Annotated in this window: 8 protein-coding genes and 1 pseudogene; all 9 read left to right on the top strand. The window is 74.1% G+C overall.

Annotated features, from left to right (window positions below):
- Positions 1-7 precede the first annotated feature (7 nt).
- The 9 genes and pseudogenes from B7P44_RS34810 to B7P44_RS34770 all read left to right on the top strand — a co-directional run bounded on the left by B7P44_RS34810 (position 8) and on the right by B7P44_RS34770 (position 24,093).
- Positions 8-9,088, top strand: coding sequence for a hybrid non-ribosomal peptide synthetase/type I polyketide synthase (locus B7P44_RS34810; RefSeq protein WP_084910601.1), 9,081 nt, complete (start codon positions 8-10; stop codon positions 9,086-9,088).
- Positions 9,089-9,185: 97 nt separating this feature from the next.
- Positions 9,186-10,181 (top strand): TauD/TfdA family dioxygenase, encoded by a 996-nt coding sequence (locus B7P44_RS34805; RefSeq protein ID WP_084910599.1) that lies wholly within the window; start codon positions 9,186-9,188, stop codon positions 10,179-10,181.
- Positions 10,178-14,068: a non-ribosomal peptide synthetase gene (locus tag B7P44_RS34800; protein WP_084910597.1), complete on the top strand. Its 3,891-nt coding sequence runs from the start codon at positions 10,178-10,180 to the stop codon at positions 14,066-14,068. Before B7P44_RS34805 ends, B7P44_RS34800 begins: the two co-directional genes overlap by 4 nt.
- 17 nt (positions 14,069-14,085) lie before the next feature.
- A complete protein-coding gene (locus B7P44_RS34795; RefSeq protein ID WP_084910726.1) occupies positions 14,086-18,795 on the top strand; it encodes a non-ribosomal peptide synthetase in 4,710 nt (1,569 codons plus the stop codon).
- Positions 18,794-19,969: pseudogene (locus tag B7P44_RS34790) on the top strand (hypothetical protein); the annotation flags it as partial. The gene B7P44_RS34795 and the pseudogene B7P44_RS34790, both read left to right, overlap by 2 nt.
- Positions 19,966-21,051, top strand: coding sequence for a 1-aminocyclopropane-1-carboxylate deaminase/D-cysteine desulfhydrase (locus tag B7P44_RS34785; protein WP_084910595.1), 1,086 nt, complete (start codon positions 19,966-19,968; stop codon positions 21,049-21,051). The pseudogene B7P44_RS34790 and the gene B7P44_RS34785, both read left to right, overlap by 4 nt.
- Entirely contained in the window at positions 21,048-21,995 is a 948-nt protein-coding gene (locus B7P44_RS34780) for an MsnO8 family LLM class oxidoreductase (RefSeq protein WP_084910724.1), read from the top strand. The genes B7P44_RS34785 and B7P44_RS34780 overlap by 4 nt, the downstream gene beginning before the upstream one ends.
- Entirely contained in the window at positions 21,992-23,818 is a 1,827-nt protein-coding gene (locus tag B7P44_RS34775) for a fatty acyl-AMP ligase (RefSeq protein ID WP_084910593.1), read from the top strand. Before B7P44_RS34780 ends, B7P44_RS34775 begins: the two co-directional genes overlap by 4 nt.
- Entirely contained in the window at positions 23,815-24,093 is a 279-nt protein-coding gene (locus B7P44_RS34770) for an acyl carrier protein (protein ID WP_084910591.1), read from the top strand. Before B7P44_RS34775 ends, B7P44_RS34770 begins: the two co-directional genes overlap by 4 nt.
- Positions 24,094-24,190 lie beyond the last annotated feature (97 nt).

Genomic DNA, 24,190 nt, shown 5'->3' with positions numbered 1-24,190 from the left:
GCCGCCGATGAACACGGACAACCAGTCTCGGGCTGAACCGATCGCGATTGTCGGGATGGGCTGCGTCTTCCCGGGCGCCGTCGGGATCGCGGCCTTTCTCGACCTGCTGCGCGCGGGCCGCGTCGCGGTGCGCGACGTGCCGCCCGAGCGCTGGGACGCGGCCGCGCTGCACGATCCGGACGCGGACGCGCGCGGCCGCATCCTGACGCGCCGCGCCGCGACGATCGACGAGGCGGACCGGTTCGATCCCGAGTTCTTCGGGCTGTCGCAACGCGATGCGCGCGAAATGGACCCGCGCCAGCGGCTGATGCTGAAGACCGCATGGTGGGCGCTCGAGGACGCCGGCATGCCCGGCTGGGGATTGAGCGGGCAATCCGTCGGCGTCTTTCTCGGCGCCAGCAACGGCGAATTCGGCGGCTCGCATGCGAACCTCGCGGCCATCGGCGCGTCGACCGCGACGGGGCACGCGACGAGTGTGCTCGCCAATCGCCTGTCGTATCTGCTCGGATTCATGGGGCCGAGCCTCGTCGTCGACACCGCGTGCTCGTCCTCGCTGATCGCGGTCCATCTGGCCTGCGCGGCGCTGCGCTCGCGCGAATGCGAGCTCGCGATCGCGGGCGGCGTGTCGCTGATGCTGCGTCCCGATGCGTCGGTCGCCTTTTCGCGCGCGCGCATGCTCGCCGCCGACGGGCGCTGCAAGCCCTTCGCCGCGTCCGCCGACGGCTATGGGCGCGGCGAGGGCGCGGGCGCCGTCGTGCTGAAGCGTCTGTCGGACGCGTGCCGCGACGGCGACCGGATCGTCGCGCTCGTGCTCGGTTCCGCCGTCAATCACAACGGCCAGTCGAACGGCATCACGGCGCCGAGCGCGCGGGCGCAGGAGGCGCTGATCCGGCAGGCGATCGACGCGGCCGGCATCGCGCCGGAACAGGTCGACGTCGTCGAAGCGCACGGCACGGGCACGCTGCTCGGCGATCCGATCGAGGCACGGGCGCTCGGCCGCGTGCTGGGCGCGATCGACGGGCGCGCGGAGCCGCTTCCCGTCGGCTCGGTCAAGAGCAACATCGGGCATCTGGAGGCGGCGGCGGGCGTCGCGGGGCTCATCAAGCTGGCGCTCAGCCTGCGGCATCGCGAGATTCCCGCGAGCCTCGGCTTCGACGCGCCTAATCCGCACATCGATTTCCAGGCGCTGAATCTTGCGGTGCCCACCGCGCTCGCGCCGCTGCCCGACCGCGGGCGGCCGGCGACCGGCGCGGTCAGCTCGTTCGGCTTCGGCGGCGCGAATTGCCATCTGATCGCCGCCGCTCCGCCGTCCGAGCTTGCCGAGCGGCGCGACGCGCACGCCGGGACGCGATGGCCGCACGTGCTCGTGCTGTCGGCGGCGAGCGACGCCGCGCTGAACCGGCTCGCCGCCGCGAGCGCCGAGCGCGTGCGCGGCGATCGGGCCGGCGCGGCCCGTCTCGCCGTTGCGTCGCACGTCGCGCGCAGCCCGCTGAAGCAGCGCTTCGCCGTGGTCGCTTCGGATGCGGACGCCCTGGCCGCCGCGCTGGAGCGTGCGGCCACGGGCGCCCAGGACGGCGCGGTTGCGCGCGGAGCGGCGCCCCGGCGCCGCCCGCCGCTCGCGTTCTTCTATGCGGGCCAGGGCGCGCAGTTTCCGGGCATGGCCGCGGGGCTGCTCGACGGCGACAGCGCGCTACGCAGCACGCTCGAGCAAGCATCGTCGATCACCGGCCTGCCGATCGTGCACTGGCTCGAACGCGGCGGCGACGAGATCGGCCGGACCGAGGCGACCCAGCCGCTGATGGTCGCGCTGCAGGTCGGCCTGACCCGGCACTGGGCGGCCTGGGGCGTTGAGCCCGACATCGTGATCGGCCACAGCCTGGGCGACTTCGCGGCGGCGGTCGCGGCCGGCGCGCTGCCGTTCGATGCGGCGATGCGTCTCGTCGCGCTGCGCGGGCGGCTGACGGCAACCCTGGCGCGGCCGGGCGGCATGGTCGCGGTTGCCGCCGCGCCCGCCGCGGTGACGCCGCATCTCGCGCCCGGCGCGGTCATCGCGGTCGACAACGGGCCCGAGCAGCTGTCGGTAGCAGGCGACGCGGACGCGCTCGCGGAAACGGTGCGGCGACTGGCGGCGGCAGGAATCGCCGCGCGGCCGCTGCCGGTGTCGGCCGCGTTCCATTCGCCCGCGATGGACCCGGTGCTCGACGCGTTTCGCGCGGCGCTCGCGCAAGTGCCGCTGCAAGCGCTGCGCTTGCCGATGATCTGCAACCGGACGGGCGCAGTGTTGCCGGCCGGGACGGTGCTGGATGCCGAATTCTGGGTGCGCCATCTGCGCGAGCCCGTGCGCTTCGCGGACGGCGTTCGGGCGGTATCCGGGCAGGGCGTCGCGCTCGGGCTCGAGATCGGGCCGTCGGCGCTGCTGAGCAGGCTCGCGCCGTTGTCCGCGCCGGCGCTGAAGGTCGTGCCGTCGCTGACGCGCGGGACGTGCGATCGCGAGGCGCTGCTCGGCGCGCTGGGCGCGCTGTGGGTCGGCGGCGTGACGCCGAACTGGCGCGCGATCGACGGGCCCGGCCGCACGCACGCCGATCTGCCGCTCTATCCGTTCGACGACGCGTCGTTCCCGCTGCTCGCGGACGGCACCGTCGTCGCGGGGATGACGGCGTCGTCCGGCGCGATCGCGGCGAGCGACGCGCACGCGCCGCCGCTGCCGTCATCGCTCGCCGTGGCCACAGCCGCGCAACACGCGGCGTCGCACGATCGCACGGCCGATATCGGCGCGCGGCTGCGCAGCACGCTCGCGGAGGTGCTCGAAACGTCGCCGGACCGCATCGATCCGGCGGCGCCCTTCGTCGAGATGGGCGCGGACAGCCTCGTCCTGCTCACGGCCGCGAAGAAGATCGAAGCCGCCTTCGGCGTGCGCATTCCGGTGCGCGCGTTCTTCGACGAACTGTCGACGATGGATGCACTGGCCGCGCATCTCGCCGCGTTGGCGCCGCCACCGGCGGAAGCGCCGCGCGAACCGGCGCCGGCCGCGTCGGCGCCGGCCGATTTCGTCGCGCAGGTGGTGCGCGAGCAGCTGGACCTGATGCGCCGGCAACTGGCGCTGATCGAGGGCCGACAGGCCGAGGACGTCCGCACGAAGCCGCCCGCCACGGGAACGGCCGATGCAGCCGACCTGGCCGGAGCCGACGTTGCGGCCCGCGCGGCCGGCCCCACGCGTCGCGCCGACACGGCTCGCGAGGCGCTGTCGCCGCGCCGGCGCGCCCACCTCGACAAGCTGATCCGCGACTACACGCATCGCACGGCGGGCTCCCGCGCACTCGCCGAGCGTTATCGCGACGTGATGGCCGACAGCCGCGCAAGCGCCGGCTTTCGTCCGTCGATCAAGGAGATGCTGTATCCGATCGTCTGCCGCTCGGCGGCGGGTGCGACGTTCGAGGACGTCGACGGCAACCGCTACCTCGACATCTCGATGGGCTTCGGCGTGCAGCTGTTCGGGCATGCGCCGGATTTCGTCGCGGCCGCGCTGCGTGAGAGCCTGTCGCGCGGGCTGCGTCTCGGTCCGCAGTCGGATCGCGCGGGCGAGGCGGCCGCCATCATCGCGCGGCTGTCCGGGCAGGACCGGGTCGCCTTCGTCAACTCGGGCACCGAGGCGGTGATGGTCGCGTTGCGGCTGGCCCGCACGGTCACCGGGCGGGAGCGGGTCGTGATCTTTCGCGGCGCATATCACGGCCATTTCGATGGCGTCCTCGCCGAGGCGGCCGATCCGGCCGATCCCGCGGCAGGCAGTGTGCCCGCCGTGCCCGGCGTGGCGCCGGGCGCGGTCGCCGACACGCTGGTGCTCGAATACGGCGACGAAGCGAGCCTTGACACGCTCGCCGCGCAGCTCGGGCAGGTGGCGGCGGTGCTGGTCGAGCCCGTGCAGAGCCGGCGGCCGGACCTGCAGCCGGCGGCGTTCCTGCATCGCCTGCGCGCGCTGACGGAGCAGGCGGGCGTATTGCTGATCTTCGACGAACTGATCACCGGCTTCCGGATCGCGGCGGGCGGCGCGCAGGCGTACTTCGGCGTGAAGGCGGACCTGGTCGCGTACGGCAAGATCCTCGGCGGCGGATTGCCGATCGGTGCGCTCGCCGGCCGCGCGGACGTGATGGCGGCGGTGGACGGCGGCGCGTGGCGCTACGGCGACGACAGCGCGCCCGCCGCCGAGACAACGCTGTTCGCCGGGACCTTCAACAAGAATCCGCTGTCGATCGACGCGTGCATCGCCGTGCTGACGGAGATCGAGCGACGGGGGGACGCGCTGTACGTCGGGCTGAACGACCGGGCGGCACGCCTGCACGCGCGGCTCGAGCAGGCGCTCGCGGGCACGCCGATCGGGGTCGCGCGCTTCGGCTCCGTGTTCCGGTTCGTGTTCGCGCGCAATCTCGATCTGTTCTTTTATCACCTGCTGCTGCGCGGCATCTACGTGTGGGAGGGGCGGACCTGCTTCCTGTCCGCCGCGCATACGGACGCGGACTGCGACCGCCTGGCGGCGGCGGTCGCCGACACCGTCGCCGCGCTGCGCGACGGCGGCATCCTGGACGAAGGCCGCGACGAACCCGTGCCGGACGCGTCCGGGACGGCGGCCCGCGGCGAGCGCGACGCGCTGCCGATGATTCGCGCGCAACGCCAGCTGGCGGCGCTCGCGGAAATGGACCCGGCGGGCGCCGTCGCGTACGCGTTGCCGCTGCTGCTGGATCTGGACGGGCCGCTCGACGCGGATCGGCTGCGCCGGGCGGTCGAGGAGGCGGCCGCCCGGCACGACGGGTTGTGGGCGGCGATGGATCCCGTGTCCGGCACGCTGCGCCTGACTGCGCCGGGACGGCTGCAGCTGGCGACCTGCGCGATCGATGCGGCGCAACTCGACGCCGAGGTGCGGCGGCGGATGGCCGTGCCGTTCGATCTGGCGGCGCCGCCGTTGCTGCGGGCGACGCTGTTCGCGCTCGAGAACGGTGCGTACGCGCTGCTGCTGCTCGGCCATCACGCGGCGGTCGACGGCTTCTCGCTGCAGGTGCTGGCGGCCGATATCGCGGCGTGCCATGGCGGCGCGCCGCTGCCGCGCGCGGCGTCGCTGCGCCGCTTGCTGGACGCGCATCGGGAGGCCGGGCGCGATGGCCGCTGGGCGGCTGCGCGCGACTGGTGGCGCGCACGGCTCGCCGACGCGCCCGCCGGTCTCGATATCGACATCGCCGCGCCGCGCCCGCCGTTGCGCGCGTTCCACGGAGGGCGTGCGGTGCGGCGCGTCGATGCGGCGTCCACCCGCGCGCTGCGGGAACGCGCGACGGCCGAGCGGGCGTCGCTGCTCGCCGTCCTGCTGACGGGCTTCGCGTGGCTGCTGACGCGGCACGGCGCGGCCGACATGGTGATCGGCGTACCGTTCGCCGGACGCGCGGCGGCGGGAGAGGGCGCGGAGCGCCTCGTCGGCTACTGCACGCACCTGCTGCCGATCCGGCTGCATGCCGACGCCGCCGACGGTACCGCGGCGCTGCTCGCACGCACCCGCTCCGCGTTGATGAATGCGCTCGAGCACGCCGACTATCCATTCGCGCACATCGTCGACGATCTCGCGTTGACGCGGGACCCGGCGCGGCCGCTGCTCGTGCCGGTGACGTTCAACCTCGACCGCGTGCCGCCGCGGGTCGACTTCGGCGCGGCCGTCGGCGCGCGCCTGCGCCCGTTGACGGTCGGCGCGGGCCGCTTCGATCTCGCCTGCAACGTGGTCGACGGCGGCGACGGGCTGACGGTCGAGCTCGACTACGACGAAGCCCTGTTCGACGGCGATCGCGCGCAACGGCTCGCCGACGAATACCTGGCGCTGCTCGGCAGCCTCGCTGACGGCGCCGATCGGCCGTTGCACGACGGCGCCGGACACGTCGCCCGCTGGGCGACGGTCGCCGCGGGCGGCCGGCGCGCCGAGCCGCTCGCGGCACGTTGGCGCCGCCATCTCGAACGCGCGCCCGAGGCGGCGGTGGTGGCGGTCGACGGCGATACGCGCTTGACCCGCGCCGCGCTCGACCGCTGGTCCGACGCCGTCGCCGGCGCGATCGACGGGGCCCGCGTGGCGCCTGGCCCCGTCGCACTGCTGCTGTCGCGGACGGAGGCGCTGCCCGTCGCGATGCTCGCGTGCTGGAAGGCGGCCCGCGCATGGGTGCCGATCGAGCCCGCGACGCCCGCCGGGCGCGTCGCGGACATGCTGCGCGGTGCCGGTTGCGCGCTCGTGCTGCACGATGCGGCCGCGCCCGTCGACGCGGCCGTGCATGGCTGCGCGACGCTCGCATGCCCGTCACTGCCACAAGCGGATCGTGGCGATGCGCCGCGCGCCTGGCCGGTGCCGAATCCGGACGACGTCGCCTATGTGCTCTTCACGTCCGGCTCCACCGGGCAGCCGAAGCCGGTCGCCGTTCCGCACCGGGCGGTCGAATGGTATCTGCAGGGCCTGCTCGCGAGGATCGGGGAGGCGTCCGGCCTGTCATGCGGGCTGGTTTCGACCGTCGCGGCCGATCTCGGCCTGACGGCGACGCTGCCCGCGCTGTTCGACGGCGGCTGCCTGTGCATCCAGTCCGACGCGGCGGCGCGCGATCCGCTGCTGCTTGCCGCCGCCCACCGCAGGCGCCCGGTCGATCTGCTGAAGATCGTGCCGTCGCATCTGGAGGCGCTGCTGGCCGGCTCGCCCGATCCGTCGCTGCTGCCCGGCCGGCTGCTCGTGCTGGGCGGCGAACCGGCGCGGCCCGGCTTGCTGAGCCGGCTCCTGGAAATCGCGCCGCCGACGCTGCGCGTGATGAACCACTACGGGCCAACCGAGGCAACCGTCGGCGTCGCGATGGGCGAGTGGGCGCGCGACGCGCACGCGTGGCGCCTCGACGCGCCACTCGCCGGCGCGGGGATCGTCCTTCTGGACGATGCCGGCCGGCCGGCGCCGGCGGGCGTGCCCGCGCAGCTGCACGTCGGCGGGCCGCAAGTCGCGCTCGGCTATCCGGGCTGTCCGGACGACACCGCCGCGCGCTTCCGGCCGCAGCCGTCAAGCGGCATCGACGGGCCGCTCTATGCGACGGGCGACCTCGCGCGCGTGAACGCCGACGGCACGCTGACGATCCTCGGCCGGACCGACGACCAGGTGAAGATTCGCGGATACCGGGTCGAGCCGGGCGAGGTGGCGGCGGCGCTCGAAGCGCTGCCGGGCGTCGCGTCGGCCGCGGTCGTCGCCGCCGATCATCCGGTGCGCGGCAAGGTGCTCGTCGCGTACGTGGCCGGCGACGGCGCGCACGCCGATCCGGCGTCGCTCGCACGCGCGCTGCGCGATCGCCTGCCCGACCCCATGCGGCCCGCGCAGATCGTGCGCTGCAGCCGCCTGCCGCTGACTGCGAACGGCAAGCTCGACCGCCACGCGCTGCCCGCGCCAGACTGGCATGCGGGCGAAGCCGGGCCCGGGCCGCAAGCGGGCGCAGGCGCGACCGGCCGCATCGAGGCGGCGCTCGTCGCGGTCTGGCGGGAGCTGTTCGGCCGGACCGACATCGGCGTGCACGACGAATTCTTCGCACTCGGCGGCGACAGCATCCTCGGCATCCGGATGGTGGCGCGGCTGCATCGGGACGGCTTGCGCCTGCAGGCGAGCGACCTCTATCGTCACCCGACGATCGCGGCGCTGGCGCCGTGGGTCCGTGCTGTCGACACGGAAGCCGAGCAGGGCGTGCTGGCCGGGCCCGTGCCGCTGCTGCCCGCGCAGCACCGCTGGCTGGCGCTCGGCGCGGGCCTGCGCCCGCACGCGAATCTGTCGCTGCTGCTCGAGCTGGACGCCGCAGTGACGCCGGAGCGGGTGGTCGACGCATGGGTTCGCCTGCTTCGTCAGCACGACGGGCTGCGCATCCGCGCGGGCATCGACGCGGGCGAGGCCGTGCAGGTTTACGGCGCGGTCGAGCCGCCGCCGCTGCACCGCCTTCCGGCCGGCCACGCGACCCGCGACGCACTGACCGGCCTGCAGGCGCTTGCCGATCCGGCCGCGTCGCCGCTCGTGCTCGGCTGGCTGGACGGGGCGCCCGGCGCGTTGCCGCGGCTGCTGATCGTCATGCACCACTGGATAGCGGACGCGGTGTCCTGCGCGATCCTGCTCGACGATCTCGCCCGTCTGCTGCGCGATCCCGACGCGCCGCTCGGCCCGAAGACGCCGTCGCTGCGGCAATGGGCGCACACGCTCGCCGCGCGCGCCGCATCGCCGGACGCGCTCGCGCAGGTCGAGTACTGGGCGCTGAGCACGGGCCTGCCGCCGCCGGCGCTGCCGTTGCAGACGGGCAGCGGCGGAACCGGCGCGCCGGCGTCCACTGGGCTGACGCTGTCCGACGACGACACGCGCGACGTCGTGGCCAGCCCGGCCGCGCACGCCGGCGCGGGGGTCGAGGACCTGCTGCTCGCCGCGCTGACGCTCGCGCTCGGTGGCCGCACCGGCGAGCCGTTGCTGTACGTCGAGCTGGAGGGTCACGGGCGCACGCCGCCGGAAGGCGAGCCCGAGCCCGCGCGCACGGTCGGCTGGTTCACGGCGCGCCATCCGGCCTGGTTCGACCTGACCGGCGTGCCGGAAGCGGGCGCGCTCGCGGCGGTGCGCGCGCAGCGACTGGCGATCCCGAACCGCGGCGCGGACTACGGCGCGCTGCGCCATCTCGGCCCCGACGATGCGCGCAACGCGCTGGCGGCCGGCCACCGGCCCGAGGTCAGCCTGAACTGGCTCGGCCAGCTGACGGGCATCGTGGACGCGCCGTTCCGGCTGGTCTCGTGGCGGCCGGGCTGCCCGCTGCGCGGGGCGGAGCGCGCCCCCGGCCTGCCGCAGCCGCACGCGCTCGCCGTCGAGGCGATGCTGATCGACGGCCGGCTGCGGCTGGAATTCATCTACGACGACGCACGCTTCGACGCCGCGGCGATCGACGCGCTGGCCGCCGGGTTCGCGGCCTGGCTGGTGCGTCTCGCGCGCCGGCCCGCCGATGCGGCGGCGCCCGTGCCGGCACCCGATCCGTCCGGCCAGCTGGACGCCGACGACCTTGCCGCGCTGGCTGCCCACCGATGAGCACACGCCCACGAGAACGACCGACATGTCACCTTCCTCTCCATCGACGCCCCTGAAGCTGGCCCGGCGCCAGACGATCAACGTGACGGCGGACAGCATGGTCCTGACCCGCCCGCTGTTCGCGGACGGCGCGCTGCCGCTGCTGGTCGAGCCGGCGCTGGCGGGCGTGGATGCCGCCGCGTGGCTCGAGCGACACGGCGACACGCTCGCGGGCTGGCTGCCGCGGCACGGCGCGATCCTGTTCCGCGGCTTCGGCATCGCCGACGAAGCGGCGTTCCGGCGCACGGTCGCGGCGACCGGCGTGAGCCTGATGAGCTACATCGAAAAGGCGACGCCGCGCGAGCATCTCGGGCAGGGCATCTACACGTCGACCTACTTTCCGCAGGAATACGCGATCGCGCTGCACAACGAGCTGTCGTACGTGAAGACCTGGCCCGGGCGGATCTTCTTCGGCTGCATGACGCCGTCGGCGACGGGCGGCGAGACGCCGCTCGCCGACGTGCGGCGCGTGCTCGCCCGCATCGACCCCGCGGTGCGCGACGAATTCCGCCGCCGCGGCTGGCAGCTCGCGCGCTGTTTCGGCTCCGGGATGGGGCCGAGCTGGGAGCACGCGTACGCGGTCGGGACGGTCGACGCGCTCGAGCGCTACCTGCGCGCGATGGACGTGTCGTGGCAGTGGCTGCCGAATGGCTGGCTGCGCACGCGGCAGGTCCGGCCGGCGATCCACGCGCATCCGCTCACGGGCGACGCACTGTGGTTCAACCACGTCGCGTTCTGGCACAGCTCGAGCCTGCACGAGCCGGTGCGCAGCCGCTTCGAGGCCGATTTCGGGATCGACAGCCTGCCGTACAACACCTGTTACGGCGACGGCGCGACGATCCCCGACGACGTTGCCGCCCACCTGCGCGACGCGTATGCGCGCGAGACGGTCGCGTTCCCGTGGCAGCAGGGCGATTTTCTGATCGCGGACAACATGCTGGTCGCGCACGGCCGCGCGCCGTTCACCGGCGAGCGCCGGGTGCTGGCCGCGATGGGCGACGCGGTGGAGCTGGACGCGGCCGCGATGGCGGCGCTGAAGGAGCGCCTCGCATGAGCACGACGAGCGAGACCGCGCTGAACGGCTTCCGGCTGTCGCCCGCGCAGCAGCGCCACTGCATGCTGGTGGACGCCGGGCGGGCGCCGGCGGCGCAGCGGGTGACCGCCCGTTTCGTGTGGACCGCCGCGCCGCCGCGGCGCGAGGCGGTCGACGCGGCGCTGAACGCGCTGATCGGCCGCCACGAGATCCTGCGTGCGTGCTTCCCGCGCTTGCCCGAGATGCGCTTGCCGCTGCAGACCGCGTCGGGCGACGCGCGCCTGCGCCTGGACGCCGGCGCCGCGCCGGATGCCGGCGCGTCGCCGCTGCAGGCGTCGATGGACGCGCAAGGCCTGACGCTGTCGCTGCCGGCGCTATGCGCCGACGGCCCGACGATGCTGCGCCTCGGCGCCTTGCTCGCCGCGTTGCTGGACGGCGTCGACGCGGACGGCGACGCGCCGCTGCAGTTCTTCGATCTCGCGCAATGGCAGCACGATCTGCTCGCGGAAGATGGCGCGTGGCGCTGGCCGGCGGGGACGCTGCAGTCCGTCGACGGGCCATGGCCGGCGCTGCCGGCGCTGCGCGGCGGCGGCGCGGCCCCGTATCGCCACGCGCGGCACGCCTGCCCGCTTCCGGCGGACACGGGGGCGCGCGTCAGGACGATCTGCGCGCGCGTCGGCGTGATGCCGGCCGACCTGTTGACCGCCGTCTGGGCGGTATTGCTGCGCCGCCTGTCGGGCGGCGACGCGCAGCCGGTCGCGATCGTCGCCGACGGGCGTCCGTTCGACGAGCTCGCCACGGCGCTCGGCCCGCTCGCGGCGCCGGTGCCGCTCGCGCTGTCCGCGGCGTTGTCCGCGCACGACGGCACGTTCGCGACGCTCGCGAAGGCTGCCGCCGACGCCCGGCTGAAGGCGGCCGACCTGCGCCATCATCTCGCCCCGCCGGACGACGCTCATTTCGCACCGTTCCAGATCGAGGTGCTGACGGCCGGGATGCCGGACGACGCGCCGCTGCGCGTCGTCGACGTGACGACGGCGGGCGAGCCCGCGCTGCTCAAGCTGACGGTGCTCGTCGCGCGGGACGGCGCATTGCGCGCGGATCTCGACCACCATGCCGACGCGGTGCGCGACGACGGCGCAATGACGCGGCTGGCGGAACAGTTCGCGACGCTGCTCGGCGCGGTGCTCGCGAACCCGGACGCGCGATACGACGAGCCGGATCTGCTGGGCGCGGCGGAGCGGCGCCTCGTCACGGCGGATTTCCAGGGCGCGCGGGTGGAGCACGGCCGCTGGACGCCGGTGCATCTGGCCGTGGCGGCCACGGCCGCCGCGCTGCCGGATCGGCTCGCCGTGCAGGACGGCCGCGTGCGCGTCACGGCCGCGGCGCTCGAGCGCTCGGTCCGCGCGCTGGCGGCGCGCCTGGCGGCGGCAGGCGTCGCGGCGGAGACGCCCGTCGTGCTCCATCTGCCGCGCGGCCTCGCGCTCGTGACAGCGATGCTCGCCGTGTTGCGCGCCGGCGGCGCGTACCTGCCGATGCCGCCCGAGTTGCCCGCCGAGCGCCGGCGCTACATGCTCGAAGACAGCCGCGCGCGGATCGTGCTGACGCGGCCGGACGCGGCGGATGGTCTGCCGAAGGATCTCGCGCTCGAGTGCATCGATCCGGACGCGCCCGACGGAGCCGATGCGGATGCCGCCGCCGGCGCACTGCCGATCCCCGGCCCGAAGCAGGCCGCGTACATCCTGTACACGTCCGGGTCGACCGGGCGGCCGAAAGGCGTGGTGGTGACGCACGGATCGCTCGCGAACCACATGGCGTGGATGACGCGCGCGTTCCCGCTGGATGCGGACGATGCGGTGCTGCAAAAGACCGCGGCCGGATTCGACGCGTCGGTCTGGGAATTCTTCCTGCCGCTGATGCGAGGCGCGCGGCTCGTGATGGCGCCGCCCGGCCTCGAGCGCGACGTGCCCGCGCTCGTCGAAACGCTCGCGCGGGCGCGCATCACCGTGCTGCAGCTGGTTCCGAGCCTGTTGCGCGTGCTCGTCGACCAGCCGGGCTTCGCCGCCTGCGGTGGCCTGCGTCGCGTGTTCTGCGGCGGCGAAGCGTTGACGCCGGAGCTGGCGCGGCGCTTCGCCGCCGTGCATCGCGCGGCGCTCGTCAACCTGTACGGCCCGACCGAGACGACGATCCAGATCTGCGCGGAACGGGTCGATCCGGCCGACGACCCCGTGCCGGTCGGACGCCCGATCGACAACGTCCGGCTGTACGTCGTCGATCCGCGCGGACGTCCGGTGCCCGTCGGCATGCGCGGCGAGATTCTTATCGGCGGCGCCGCGCCCGCGCGCGGCTATCTGCACCGCCCCGAGCTGAGCGCCGAGCGCTTCGTCGCCGATCCTGTCGATCCGCTCGCGCCGCGCGTCTACCGGAGCGGCGACCAGGGCGCGTGGCGTCCGGACGGACGACTCGAGTTTTTCGGCCGTGCGGACGACCAGGTGAAACTGCGCGGCTACCGGGTCGAGCTCGGCGAAGTGGAAGTGACGATCGCGCGGCATCCGGACGTCGCAAATGCGGCGGCGCGCATCGACCTGGATGCGAACGGCATCGCCCGGCTGGTCTGCGCGTACGACTGCCGCGCGGGCCGCAACGTGGCGCCGGCGCAATTGCGCGACTGGCTCGCCACGCAGCTGCCGGACTACATGATTCCCGGCCAGTGCCGGCGGCTCGATGCGCTGCCGCTGAACGCCAGCGGCAAGATCGACCGCGCGGCGCTGGCCGGATGCGCCGACGCGTCGCCCGAAGGAGGCGCGCCGCGCGATCCGGTCGAGCTCAGGCTCGAACGCGTGTGGGAAGGGGTGCTCGACGTTCAGCCGATCGGCGTCGATCGCACGTTCTTCGATCTCGGCGGCCATTCGCTGCTGGCCGTGCGGCTGATGGCGGAAATCAAGCGCGAGTTCGGCTGCGACCTGCCGCTCGCGTCGCTGTTCGAGGCGCCGACCGTGGCGGCCCAGGCGGCGCTCGTGCGGCAGCGCGCGCCGTCGGACCCGGTGGTCGTGCGCGTCAATCGCGGGATCGAAGGCGAGCGGCCGGTGTTTCTCGTGCATCCGACGGGCGGCAACGTGCTCTGCTACCGCGACCTCGCGCGGCGGCTTGGCCCGGCGCGGCCGGTCTACGCGCTGCAGGACCCGGGCCTCGAAGGCGTCGCGGACTACGACAGCGTCGAGGAACTGGCCGCGCTCCATATCGCGCACATCCGCCCGCTCGCGGGAGACGGCCCTTACTACCTGGCGGGCTGGTCGTCGGGCGGCGTCGTCGCGTTCGAGATGGCGCGGCAACTGCTCGCGCAGCGGGAGGAGGTCGGCCTGCTCGCGCTGATCGACAGCATTGCGGCGACGGACGCCGACACCGGCCCGCGCACCGACGCCGCGCTGATCCAGTCGATCGCCCGGCTGCTCGCGTTCACCGCGGGGGCCGACACGCCGGATCTGGCGAGCCTCGATACGGCGGCCGCGCTGGAGCGGCTGCGCGAGCTGGCCGTCGCGGCCGGCTCGCTGCCGCCCGACGCGCCGCCCGAGCGGATCCGGCGGCTGTTCGACGTGTTCCGCCGCAACACCGCCGCCGTGCGCCGCTATCGCCCCGGCCCCTATCCGCGCCGCGTGCTGCTGCTGCGCGCGACGCAGCCGCTGCCCGAGGCCGTCCGTGACGCCGCCGCACGGCAGCGCAGCGATTCGCCCGATCTGGGCTGGGCGCGCGTCGCGGCCGTCAGCTGTCGCGACATCCCCGCGCATCACCTGTCGATCGTCGGCGAGCCGGCCGCGGCGCTCGTCGGCGCGGAGATCCGTCACGCGCTGCAGGCGGCCGATCGCATCGAGGCGATCGGCGAGCAGGTTTTCTTCACCTTGCTGGGACATTGATGGAGGCGAACCGAACGATGACGACGAGCGCTTCTTCGCCGCACCTCTTGCCGTCCGCGGCCGACGCGCGATCCGCCGCGCCCGCGATCGAAGCCGTGCTGCCGCTCACGCCGATGCAGCACGGCATGCTGTTTCACAGCCTGCTCGACCCGGCGTCGGCCGTGTTTTTCCAGCAGCTCGTCGCCGGGTTCGACGGGACGCTCGACGCGGACGCGTTCGCCGCCGCGTGGGCGGGCCTGGGCGAGCGGCACCAGAGCCTGCGCACCGCGTTCCTCTGGGAGCGCCATGACGCGCCGCGGCAGGTCGTGCTGCGCGGCGCGCAGGTTCCGCTCGAATGGCTCGACTGGTCCGCGCTGGACGACGCGGCCTGCGACGCGCGCCTGGACGCTCATCTGCGCGCGGACCGCGAGCGGCGCTTCGACCTCGCGAAGGCGCCGCTCCTGCGCGTGACGCTCGTGCGCCGGGCGGCGGCGCGCCATCTGATGATCGTGAGCCACCATCATCTGATTCTCGACGGATGGTCGACGGGCGTCCTGATGGACGAATTGCTGGCGCTCTACACGGCGCGCGTGCAGCGGCGAACGGCGGCGCTGCCCGCCGCGCCGCGCTATGCGGCGTTCGTCGAGCGCCTGGCTCGCGCGGACCGGCCGCGCGACGACGCGTTCTGGCGCGCGACGCTCGCCGGGTTCGAGCAGCCGACGCCGCTGGTCGGCGACGTCCGGCGCGACGCCGCGACGAGCGGCGACTACGCGCCGTGCGACCTGCGGCTGGACGCACACGCGCGCCGCGCGCTCGACAACGCGGCGCGGCGGCATCGCGTGTCGCCCGCCACGCCGGTGTTCGCCGCGTGGGCGTGGCTGCTCGCGCGCCGCGCCGACGTGCCGGAAGTCGTCTACGGGATCACGGTGGCCGGGCGTTCGGCGACCGTCGACGACGCGGATCGGCTCGTCGGGCTCTGCATCAACACGGTCCCGCTGCGCGTGCCCGTGCCGGCGCAGGGCGACCTCGGCGGCTGGTTGCGCGACGTGCAGGAGCGGCTCGCGCGCACGCAGCCGCACGAGCACGCGTCCCTCTCCGAGATCCAGCGCGCGTCGGGCCTGCCCGCCGGCGTGCCGCTGTTCGACAGCCTCGTCGTCTACGAGAACTATCCGGTCGCGCCCGCGCCCGCCGACGCGCCGCTGCGACTCGTGCACGCGCGCGTCGAGGAGCGGGCGAACTATCCGCTGACGCTGATCGCGGAGCCGCGGTCCGACGGGCTGGCGTTGCGGCTCATCGTCGATCGCACGCGGATCGCGATTGAAGAGGGCCGGCGCATGCTGGATCAGCTGCGGGTCGTGCTCGACGGCATCGCGCGCGCCGACGAGCGGGCGGATCTCGCGGGTCTCGCGCTGCTGACGGCCGATGCGCAGCGGCACATCCTGCACGACTGGAACGCGACCGACGTGCCATACGACCGGACGGCCACGCTGCATGGGCTGTTCGCGCGCCGGGCGGCGCAAGCGCCGGATGCGCCCGCGCTAACGGACCGCGCGGGCACGGTCTCCTACCGCGAGCTGGACCGGCTCAGCCGGGCCGTCGCCGACGCGCTGGATGCGGCGGGCGCCCCCTCGGGCGCGCCCGTCGCGGTGCGCATGCTGCGCGACCGGCACCTCGTCGCGGCGCTGCTCGGCGTCCTGCGCTCCGGCCGCGCATACGTGCCGCTGCCCCGCAATCTACCGCCGGCCAGGGTGGGCGACATGCTGGATACGCTGTCGATCGGCCATATCGTGACGTCTTCGTCGATCAGCGGGGAGACCGCGGATCACCTGGACGGACGCCGGGCGGCGGTGCTCGTCGCGGAGGACGTCGTCCGCACCGCGGGTGCGGACGGGCCGCGCGAGGATCGCGGCGCCGCCGACGATCTCGCCTACGTGATCTTCACGTCGGGATCGACGGGCAAGCCGAAGGGCGTGATGGTCCGGCACCGGCCGGCCGTCAACCTGATCGACTGGGTCAATCGCACGTTCGCGGTCGGCCCGTCGGACCGGATGCTGTTCGTCACGTCGCCCGCGTTCGATCTTTCCGTCTACGACATCTTCGGCATGCTCGCGGCGGGCGGATCGATCCGAATGGCCGACGACGACGATGTGCAGGACCCGGAGCGGCTCGCCCGGATCCTCGTTGACGAGCCCGTGACCTTCTGGGACAGCGCGCCGGCGGCGCTCTGGCAGCTCCATCCGCTGCTGCCGGAGCGCGTCCGGGGCAGCCGCCTGCGGCTCGTGTTTTGCAGCGGCGACTGGATCCCGCTGTCGCTGCCGGACAGCATGCGCCGCAGCTTTCGCGGCGCGACCGTCGTCGCGCTCGGCGGCGCGACGGAGGCGACGATCTGGTCGAACTATCACGTCGTGGGCCGCGTCGAGCCGGGCTGGCGAAGCATTCCGTACGGCCGGCCGATCCAGAACGCGCGCTACTACATCCTCGACCGGCGGCTGCGCCCCGTGCCCCCCGGCATGCCGGGCGATCTGTACATCGGCGGCGAATGCCTGTGCGACGGCTACGCCGGACAGCCGGCGCTGACGGCCGAGCGCTTCATCGCGGATCCGCACTGCGACCGCCCGGGCGCGCGCATGTACCGCACCGGCGACCGCGCGCGCTTCTGGGACGACGGCACCATGGAATTCCTGGGCCGCGACGATCATCAGGTGAAGATTCGCGGCTTCCGCGTCGAACTGGGCGAGATCGAGGCGGCGCTGGCCCGCCATCCGGACGTGCTGGACGCGGTGGCCGTGCTGCGCGCGGACGGTGGCGGCGGGCCGGCGGACGGCCCCGAGGATCGGGCGCTCGTCGCGTACGCGGTGCCGCGGCCGGGTGCGCGCGCGCAGCCCGCGGACCTGATCGCGCATCTGCGCGGCTTGCTGCCGCCGCCGATGGTGCCTGCGCACCTGATGGTGCTGGACGCGCTGCCCGTCAGCGCGAACGGCAAGGTCGACCGGCGCGCGCTGCCCGCGCCGCCCGCCGCGCGCGCGCAGGCCGGCGCGGCGGCGCACCAGCTCGAGGCGCTGGTGGCCGGCATCTGGGCCGACGTGCTCGGCCTGACCACGGTGCCGGTCGATCAGGACTTCTTCGCGCTCGGCGGGCATTCGTTGCGCGCGACGTCGGTCATCGCGCGGCTGCGCGTGGCGCTGCACCGGGACGTGCCGCTCGCGCTGCTGTACAGGCATCCGACCGTGCGCGAGCTGAGCGCGGCGATCGTCGGGCGCGACCCGCGCACGGACGGCCGGCACGATGCACGAGACGGCGACGCGGCGCTGCCGTTGCTGTCGCGCGACGGCCCGCTGCCGCTGTCGCCCGCGCAGGAGCGGCTGTGGTTTCTCCATCGGCTGGAGCCCGACAGCCCCTTCTATACGATCGTGCTCGCGGCCTGGCTGAACGGGCGCGTCGACCGCGCGGCGCTCGAGCGGGCCGTCGCGACAGTGGTCGAGCGCCACGAGATCCTGCGCAGCCACATCGTCGAAGTCGACGGACGGCCCGCGCAGGCGCCCGTCGGCGCCGGGCTGCCGTTGCCGATCCGGGTCGCCGACCTGACCGGCTCCGTCGACCCGGAAGCCGACGCGGTCGCACTGGCGCGCGCCGCGACGCTGCAGCCGTTCGATCTGGCGCGCGAGCTGCCGTTCCGGGTGCTGCTCGCGCAGACGCGCGCGGACTGCGCGCTGGCGCTGATCCTGATGGATCACGCGGCGGCCGACGGCTGGTCGGTCGGCATCTTCGCGCAGGAGCTGCTCGGCGCATACGACGCGCTCGTCGAAGGCGCCGAGCCGGCGCTGCCGCCGCTGGAGGCGCAGTACGCGGACCTGAGCGCGTGGCAGGCGGCGCGGCTCGCGGGCGGCGAACTCGAACGGCAGCTGGACTACTGGCGCGCGACCCTCGCCGGACTGCCGCACCTGAACCTGCCGACCGACCGACCGCGCTCGCCGCGGCAGCGCTTCGCCGGCGCGGTGGTGCGCTTCAGGATGCCGGCCGCGGCTTCGCTGGCGCTCGCGGATCTGGCGCGCCGCGAGAGCTGCACGTTGTTCATGGTCGGGCTCGCCGCCTTCCTTGCGGTGCTGCGGCACCGCAGCGGGCAGGACGACCTAGCGGTCGGCACCGATCTCGCGGGACGCACGCATCCGGCGGCGGAGCGGCTGATCGGCTTCTTCGTGAATCAGCTCGTGCTGCGAATCGACCTGGCCGGCTGCGACAGTTTCCGCGACGTGCTGCGCGCGGTGCGCCGGCGCGTGCTCGACGGCTTCTTCCACCAGGACGTGCCGTTCGACACGCTGGTGCGCACGTTGAACCCGCCGCGCGAGCCCGGGCGAATGCCGCTGTTCCAGGTGAAGTTCGTTCTGCAGAACACGCCGTTCGTGGCGCTGTCGAGTCGCCACTTGCGCGTCGAGCCGCTCGAGATCGACACGGGCACCGCGAAGTACGACCTGCTCGCGACGTTGGCCGAGCGGCCCGACGGGCTCGCGGGCACGCTCGAATACGCGACCGACCTGTTCGACGCCGCGACGGCGACGGGCATCGCCGCCGACCTGCAGGCCGTGCTCGATCTCGTCGCGCAGGATCCCGCCGTCGGCGCCGCCGATCTCGCGCGGCTGCTGAACGCGGGGGAGGCGCAGCGCGCGGAAGTGGGGCGCCAGAGCCTGCGCCGCGCGGGGCTCGAGCGCTTGCGCCAACTGGGGCGCGCGAGGGGAGCGGCCCATGAGTGACGTCACCGCGATCGTGACGCGCCATGCGCCGGCGGCGATCCTCTGGAATGCCGCCGACGCCGCGCCGGCGCTGCTCGCCGGGCGTCCTGCGCTCGCCGACGCGCTCGCCGGGCTGCGCGCCGGCGTGCCCGTGGCCGACCGGATCGCGCCGTTCGACGACGCCGCCGCCGTGCGCCCGTACCGGCATTTGCGCGCGTTCTACCTGCGCCGCGCCGACGGCGTGCTGGCGATCAAGGGCAGCGAGATTCTCGCGGCCGACGCCGCCGCGCATTTGCAGATGCTGAGCGCGCACCGGGTCGAGTTCCCTGGGCGCGGCCGCTCGCTGTTCTCCGCGCTCGAGCATTTTCCGTTGAACGAGCAGAAGATTCCGCTCGCGATGTCGGTCGACGAGGCACTGGAAGACGTGCAGGCCGCCGCCGCCGTGCAATGCGCGCACCTCGCGCGCTTCGGCGGCATCGCGCGCGTGCCGTTGCCGCTCGTCGCGATCCGCTGGCCCGACGCGGCGGCGCACGCGCATCTCGCGCGCCTGCTGCCGCTGCTGACGGCGCGCGCGCAGCGCACGGTCGAGCGCGTCGCCGCCGACGGCCTGGGCGCGGTCGTCTACCACTACCCGGGCGTCCCGCATCGCGTCGCCCATTTGCCGCAGCTGATCGCCGCCCGGACGGAGGCCGGCTGGATCGCGCGGCTGTCCGCGCTGACCGATCCGGCCGCCGCGATCGACGGCTGGCTCGAGCTGCTCGCGAGGATGCTCGTGCTCGGCTTCCTGCCCGGGAGCGTCGAGAGCATCGGCGTCGGCCATTGCCTCGAGATGAAGAACGCGGTGATCGACGGCGGGCTCGTGGATCTGGGCTCGGTGTGCCGCGCGGCCGACGTCGCCGACGACCGGCGACTCCTGGAGACGCTGCTTGCGGCGATCGCGGATCTCGCGAAGACCTGCCGGCAGTTCCTGCTCGGCGACACGCCGGACGTCGAGGCGGAATACCGGAATCCGTCGCTCGCGATGGTCATGGTGCTCAACCGGCTGCTGCCGGACCTCGCCGCGCGCGTGCAGCGGCTCGGCGGGGCCGATCCGCGGATCGCCGGCATCCTGGGCGCGCGGCCTGCCGCCGACGCGCTCGTGAACGAATTGACGCGGCTCGTCCTTGGCGCCGACGCGTCGGGAGGACATCGATGAGCCGCGTGCGCCTGCTGCCCGAACTGGTCCCCGAGCTCGACGCGCTGGTGAGACCGCTGGATCTGCTGATGCAGCCGACGCCCGTGACCGAGGAGCCGGCGCTCGCGCGCCGCTGGGGGCAGGCCGGCCTGTGGATCAAGCGCGACGATCTCACGAATCCGCTGTACGGCGGCAGCAAGGTCCGCGCGCTCGAGTTCCTGCTCGGCAAGGCGCGCATGGAGGGCGCGGACGGCGTCGTCACGATGGGGCCGTACGGCAGCCATCAGATGCTCGCGACCGCCGTGTTCGGCCGGCAGACGGGCTTTCTCACGCGCGGCGTCATGACGCCGCAGCCCGACGTGCCCGAAGTCGAGCTGAACCGCCGGCTGCTGCCGGCGTTCGGGATGGAAGTGATGCGCTGCGGCAGCTTCGCCGCGGTGCCGGCGACGCTGCTGCGCGCGCGGCTCACGCGGCTCGGCGCGGGCCGCCCGTTCTGGATTCCGCCCGGCGCGAATCATCCGCTCGGCGTGATGAGCGCAGTCGAGGGCGCGCTCGAAGTCGTGCAGGCGATCCGGGCGGGCAGCATGCCGGCCCCGGACGACGTGGTCGTGCCCACCGGCACCTGCGCGACGGCGGCGGGCGTCTATCTCGGCTTCGCGCTCGGCGGCATCGCGGTGCGGGTCGTCGCCGTGCGGATGGTGCCGATGATCGTCACCGGCCCGGCGAAGCTGCTGCGCATGGCGAGGCAGACCGAGCGGCTGCTGCGCCGCCATGGCCTGTCGGCGCCCGCGCGCTGGGGCGAGCTGCTGTGGGTGAACGCGCATGCGGCGCCGGGCTACGGACGGGCCGGCGTCGTTGCGGAACGCGCGCGCGCCGACGTCGCGCAACTCGGCGCGTTCCGCACCGAGGCGACCTACACGGCGAAGACGCTCGCGCTGCTCGCGGGCGGGGGCCTGCAGCGACGGCGGGTGCTGTTCTGGAACACCTACAGCGCGATCGACCCCGACCCGTCGCGGGAGGTCGCCGACACGGACGAATTCGACGACGGGATGCCCTTTCCTCATGCCGCAACCACAACCGCACCGTGGGAGACGCCGAATTGACGATGCCGACCTTCGTTCCTTCCCGGCCGGCTCAGTCGGTCCTCGATTTCGGGATCGTGGCCCCCGGCCGCGTCGGCCCTGCCGTGCTGGCCGACAGCCTCGATCTCGCGGACCGGCTCGACCGGCTCGGCTACCATCGGCTCTGGCTGTCCGAGCATCACGAAGCCCATTTCTGCTGGGCCGCGCCGGAAGTGATGGTCGCGGCTCTTGCGCAGCGCACGCGCGCGCTGCGCGTGGGCACGGCGGCCGTGCTGCTCCCCGTGCGCAATCCGCTGCTGCTCGCGGAGAGCTTTCGCGCGCTCGCGGCGCTGACGCCCGGCCGCGTCGATCTCGGTGTGTGCGCGGCGGTGCCGCTCGATCCCGTCGCGCTGGCCGCGCTCGCCGAACGGGCGGACCCGGATGTCGGCGCGTTGATGGCGAGCTTCGACGCGCGCCTCGGCGCGCTGCTCGACTATCTGCACGGCCGTTTTCCCGACGGGCACCGATTCGCGTGCGGCGCGACGCCGCCGTTCGTCGACGCGCCGCCCGTATGGGTCATGGGCTCCGGCCCGGGAAGCGCGGCGACGGCCGCCGCCCGCGGCGCGCATTACGCGTATTCGCTGTTCCACAAGGGCAGCCGGCAGGATCCCGCGGTGCCGGCCGCGTATCGCGAGCGGCGGCCCGACGGCCGCGTCGCGGTGGCTGTGAGCTGCATCAGCGCGGACACGGCCGCCGCCGCCGCGGCCCAGCGCCGTCTGGTCGAAGGCTGGCTGAAGGACGACGTGCGCGTCGTGCTGTCCGGCACCCACGACGCATGCCGCGAGCAGGTAAGCGCGCTCGCCGAGCGCTTTCACGCGGACGAGGTCATCCTGCTGCATCTGTGGCATGACCACGCGCGCCGCGTCGACGCCGTGGAGGCGATGGCGGCGCTGATCCGCCAGCCCGCCGAAGCGGTGCGCGCATGACGACGTCCGCCCGCATCCATGTCGGGGCGCCCCGCGCGGAAACGATGGTCGACGTCGTGCGCGGGCATGCGGACCGGCAGCCGTGCCGCAACGCCTTTACCTACCTGCCGGAGCAGGAGGGCGCGCCCGCCGTGCAGCTCGACTACGCGGGCCTCGTCCACCGCGCCGACGCGATCGCGGCCGGCCTCGACCGGCGCTTCGCGCGCGAGCGCCATGCGCCGAGGATGGCGCTGCTGCTGTTTCCGCCGGGGCCGGATTTTCTCGCGGCGTTCCTGGGCTGCCTGGCCGCGCGCGTGATCGCGATTCCGGCGCCGTTGCCGCGCCCAGGGCGTTCGGCCGCGACGCTCGAGGCCATCGCGCAGAACGCGGGCGTCGGGCTGGTGCTCGCCGATCGGGCGCAGGCCGAGCCGATCGGCCAGGTGCTTGCGGAATCCGCATGGCTCGCGCGGCTCGACGTGCTGTTCGCCGACGACACGCAGGCCGACGGCGCCGGCCGTGGCGCGCCGCCGCGGCCCGATGCGCACGACATCGCGTTTCTGCAATACACGTCGGGCTCGACGAACCGGCCGAAGGGCGTCGTCGTGCGTCACCGGAACCTGCTCGCGAACGAGCGCATGATTGCGCAGGCGATGTCGCTGGACGGCGCGTCGACGAACGTGACCTGGATGCCGCACTACCACGACATGGGGCTGATCGGCGGCATGCTGCAGCCGCTCCACAACGGCGCGGACTGCGTCGCGATGGCGCCGACGACGTTTCTGAAGCGGCCGCTGCGCTGGCTGCGGGCGATCGCGCAATGGCGCGGCGTGTCGGCGGGCGGGCCGGACTTCGCCTACCGGCTGTGTGTCGAGCGGATCGCGCCGGAACACATGGCGGGGCTCGATCTGTCGAGCTGGCGCGTCGCGTTCAGCGGCGCTGAGCCCGTGCGCGCCGCGACGCTCGCCGCGTTCGCCGACCGCTTCGGTCCCGCCGGCTTTCGCGCGCGCGCGTCCTATCCGTGCTACGGGATGGCCGAAGCGACGCTGCTCGCGGCGGGCGCCGAGTCCGGCCGGGGCGCGCAAGTCCGGCAGATCTCGTCCGCCGGGCTGGCGGCCGGCCGCGCCGAGCCGCCGGGGCCGGGCGAGGCGAGCGCGGCGGCCGTGTGCTGCGGCGCGCCGCCCGTCGGCGCGCGGCTCGCCGTCGTCGATCCGGCCACGCGGCAGCGGTGTCCCGACGGCATCGTCGGCGAAATCTGGATCGCCGGCCCGCACGTCGCCGACGGCTACCACGACGCACCCGACGCGACCGCCGCGACCTTCGGCGCCGCGATCGCCGGCCCCGGGCCGGACGCGGGCCCGTGGCTGCGCACGGGCGACCTCGGTTTTCTGCTGGACGGCGGCCTGTTCGTCACCGGCCGGCTGAAGGAGATGATGATCGTCAACGGACGCAACCTGTATCCGCACGACGTCGAGGACACGCTGCGCGGCGGGCTCGCCGAGATCCGCGACGCCGCCGTGTTCGCGCTGGCCGAGCCGGGCGAGCGCGAGCGCACCGTCGCGATCCTCGAACTCGCGACCGCGCAGCGCCGGCTGATCCTGCGGCCAAGCGTGGCCGCCGACGCCGAGCTCCACTCGATCGCCCGCAGCGCGCGGGTGCTCGCCGCGCAGGCGTGCGAGTTGCCGATCGACCACGTGCGGCTGAGCCTGCCGGGTGCGATCGTCAAGACGACGAGCGGGAAAACGCGCTATGGCGAGCTGCGCGCGCGCATGCTCGCGCTGCCCGATGCGCTGCGGCGCGCGCCGGTATCGATCGAGGCGGGACGCGACCGCCGGGAGGAACCATGAGCACGACCACCATGCCGCCCGTTCCCGCGGCGGACGCGATCGAACGGTGGCTGATCGCACGGATCGCGGCGGCGACGGGCTGCGAAGCCGCGGCGATCGAGCCGGACAGGGTGATGGAAGCCTATGGGCTGACGTCCGTGATGGCGGTCGGCCTGAGCGCGGAGCTGGAGGACTGGCTCGGGATCGACGTCGACGCGACGATCGTCTGGGACTATCCGACGATCGCAGGCCTCGCGGCCCATCTGGCGGACGGGGTGCGCGGCCGTGCGCGCTGACGGCGCACGTCAATGGCGACGGGCAGCATGATCGCCGAAATTAATCAAGTTTGCGAAATTAATCATCAACCGAACGAGCGAGGCCATGTCGCATATG

This window comes from Burkholderia ubonensis subsp. mesacidophila (assembly GCF_002097715.1).
Classification (GTDB): Bacteria; Pseudomonadota; Gammaproteobacteria; order Burkholderiales; family Burkholderiaceae; genus Burkholderia; species Burkholderia mesacidophila.
Note: the sequence above shows the minus strand (reverse complement) of the source record. Positions and strands in the feature narration are given on the sequence as shown.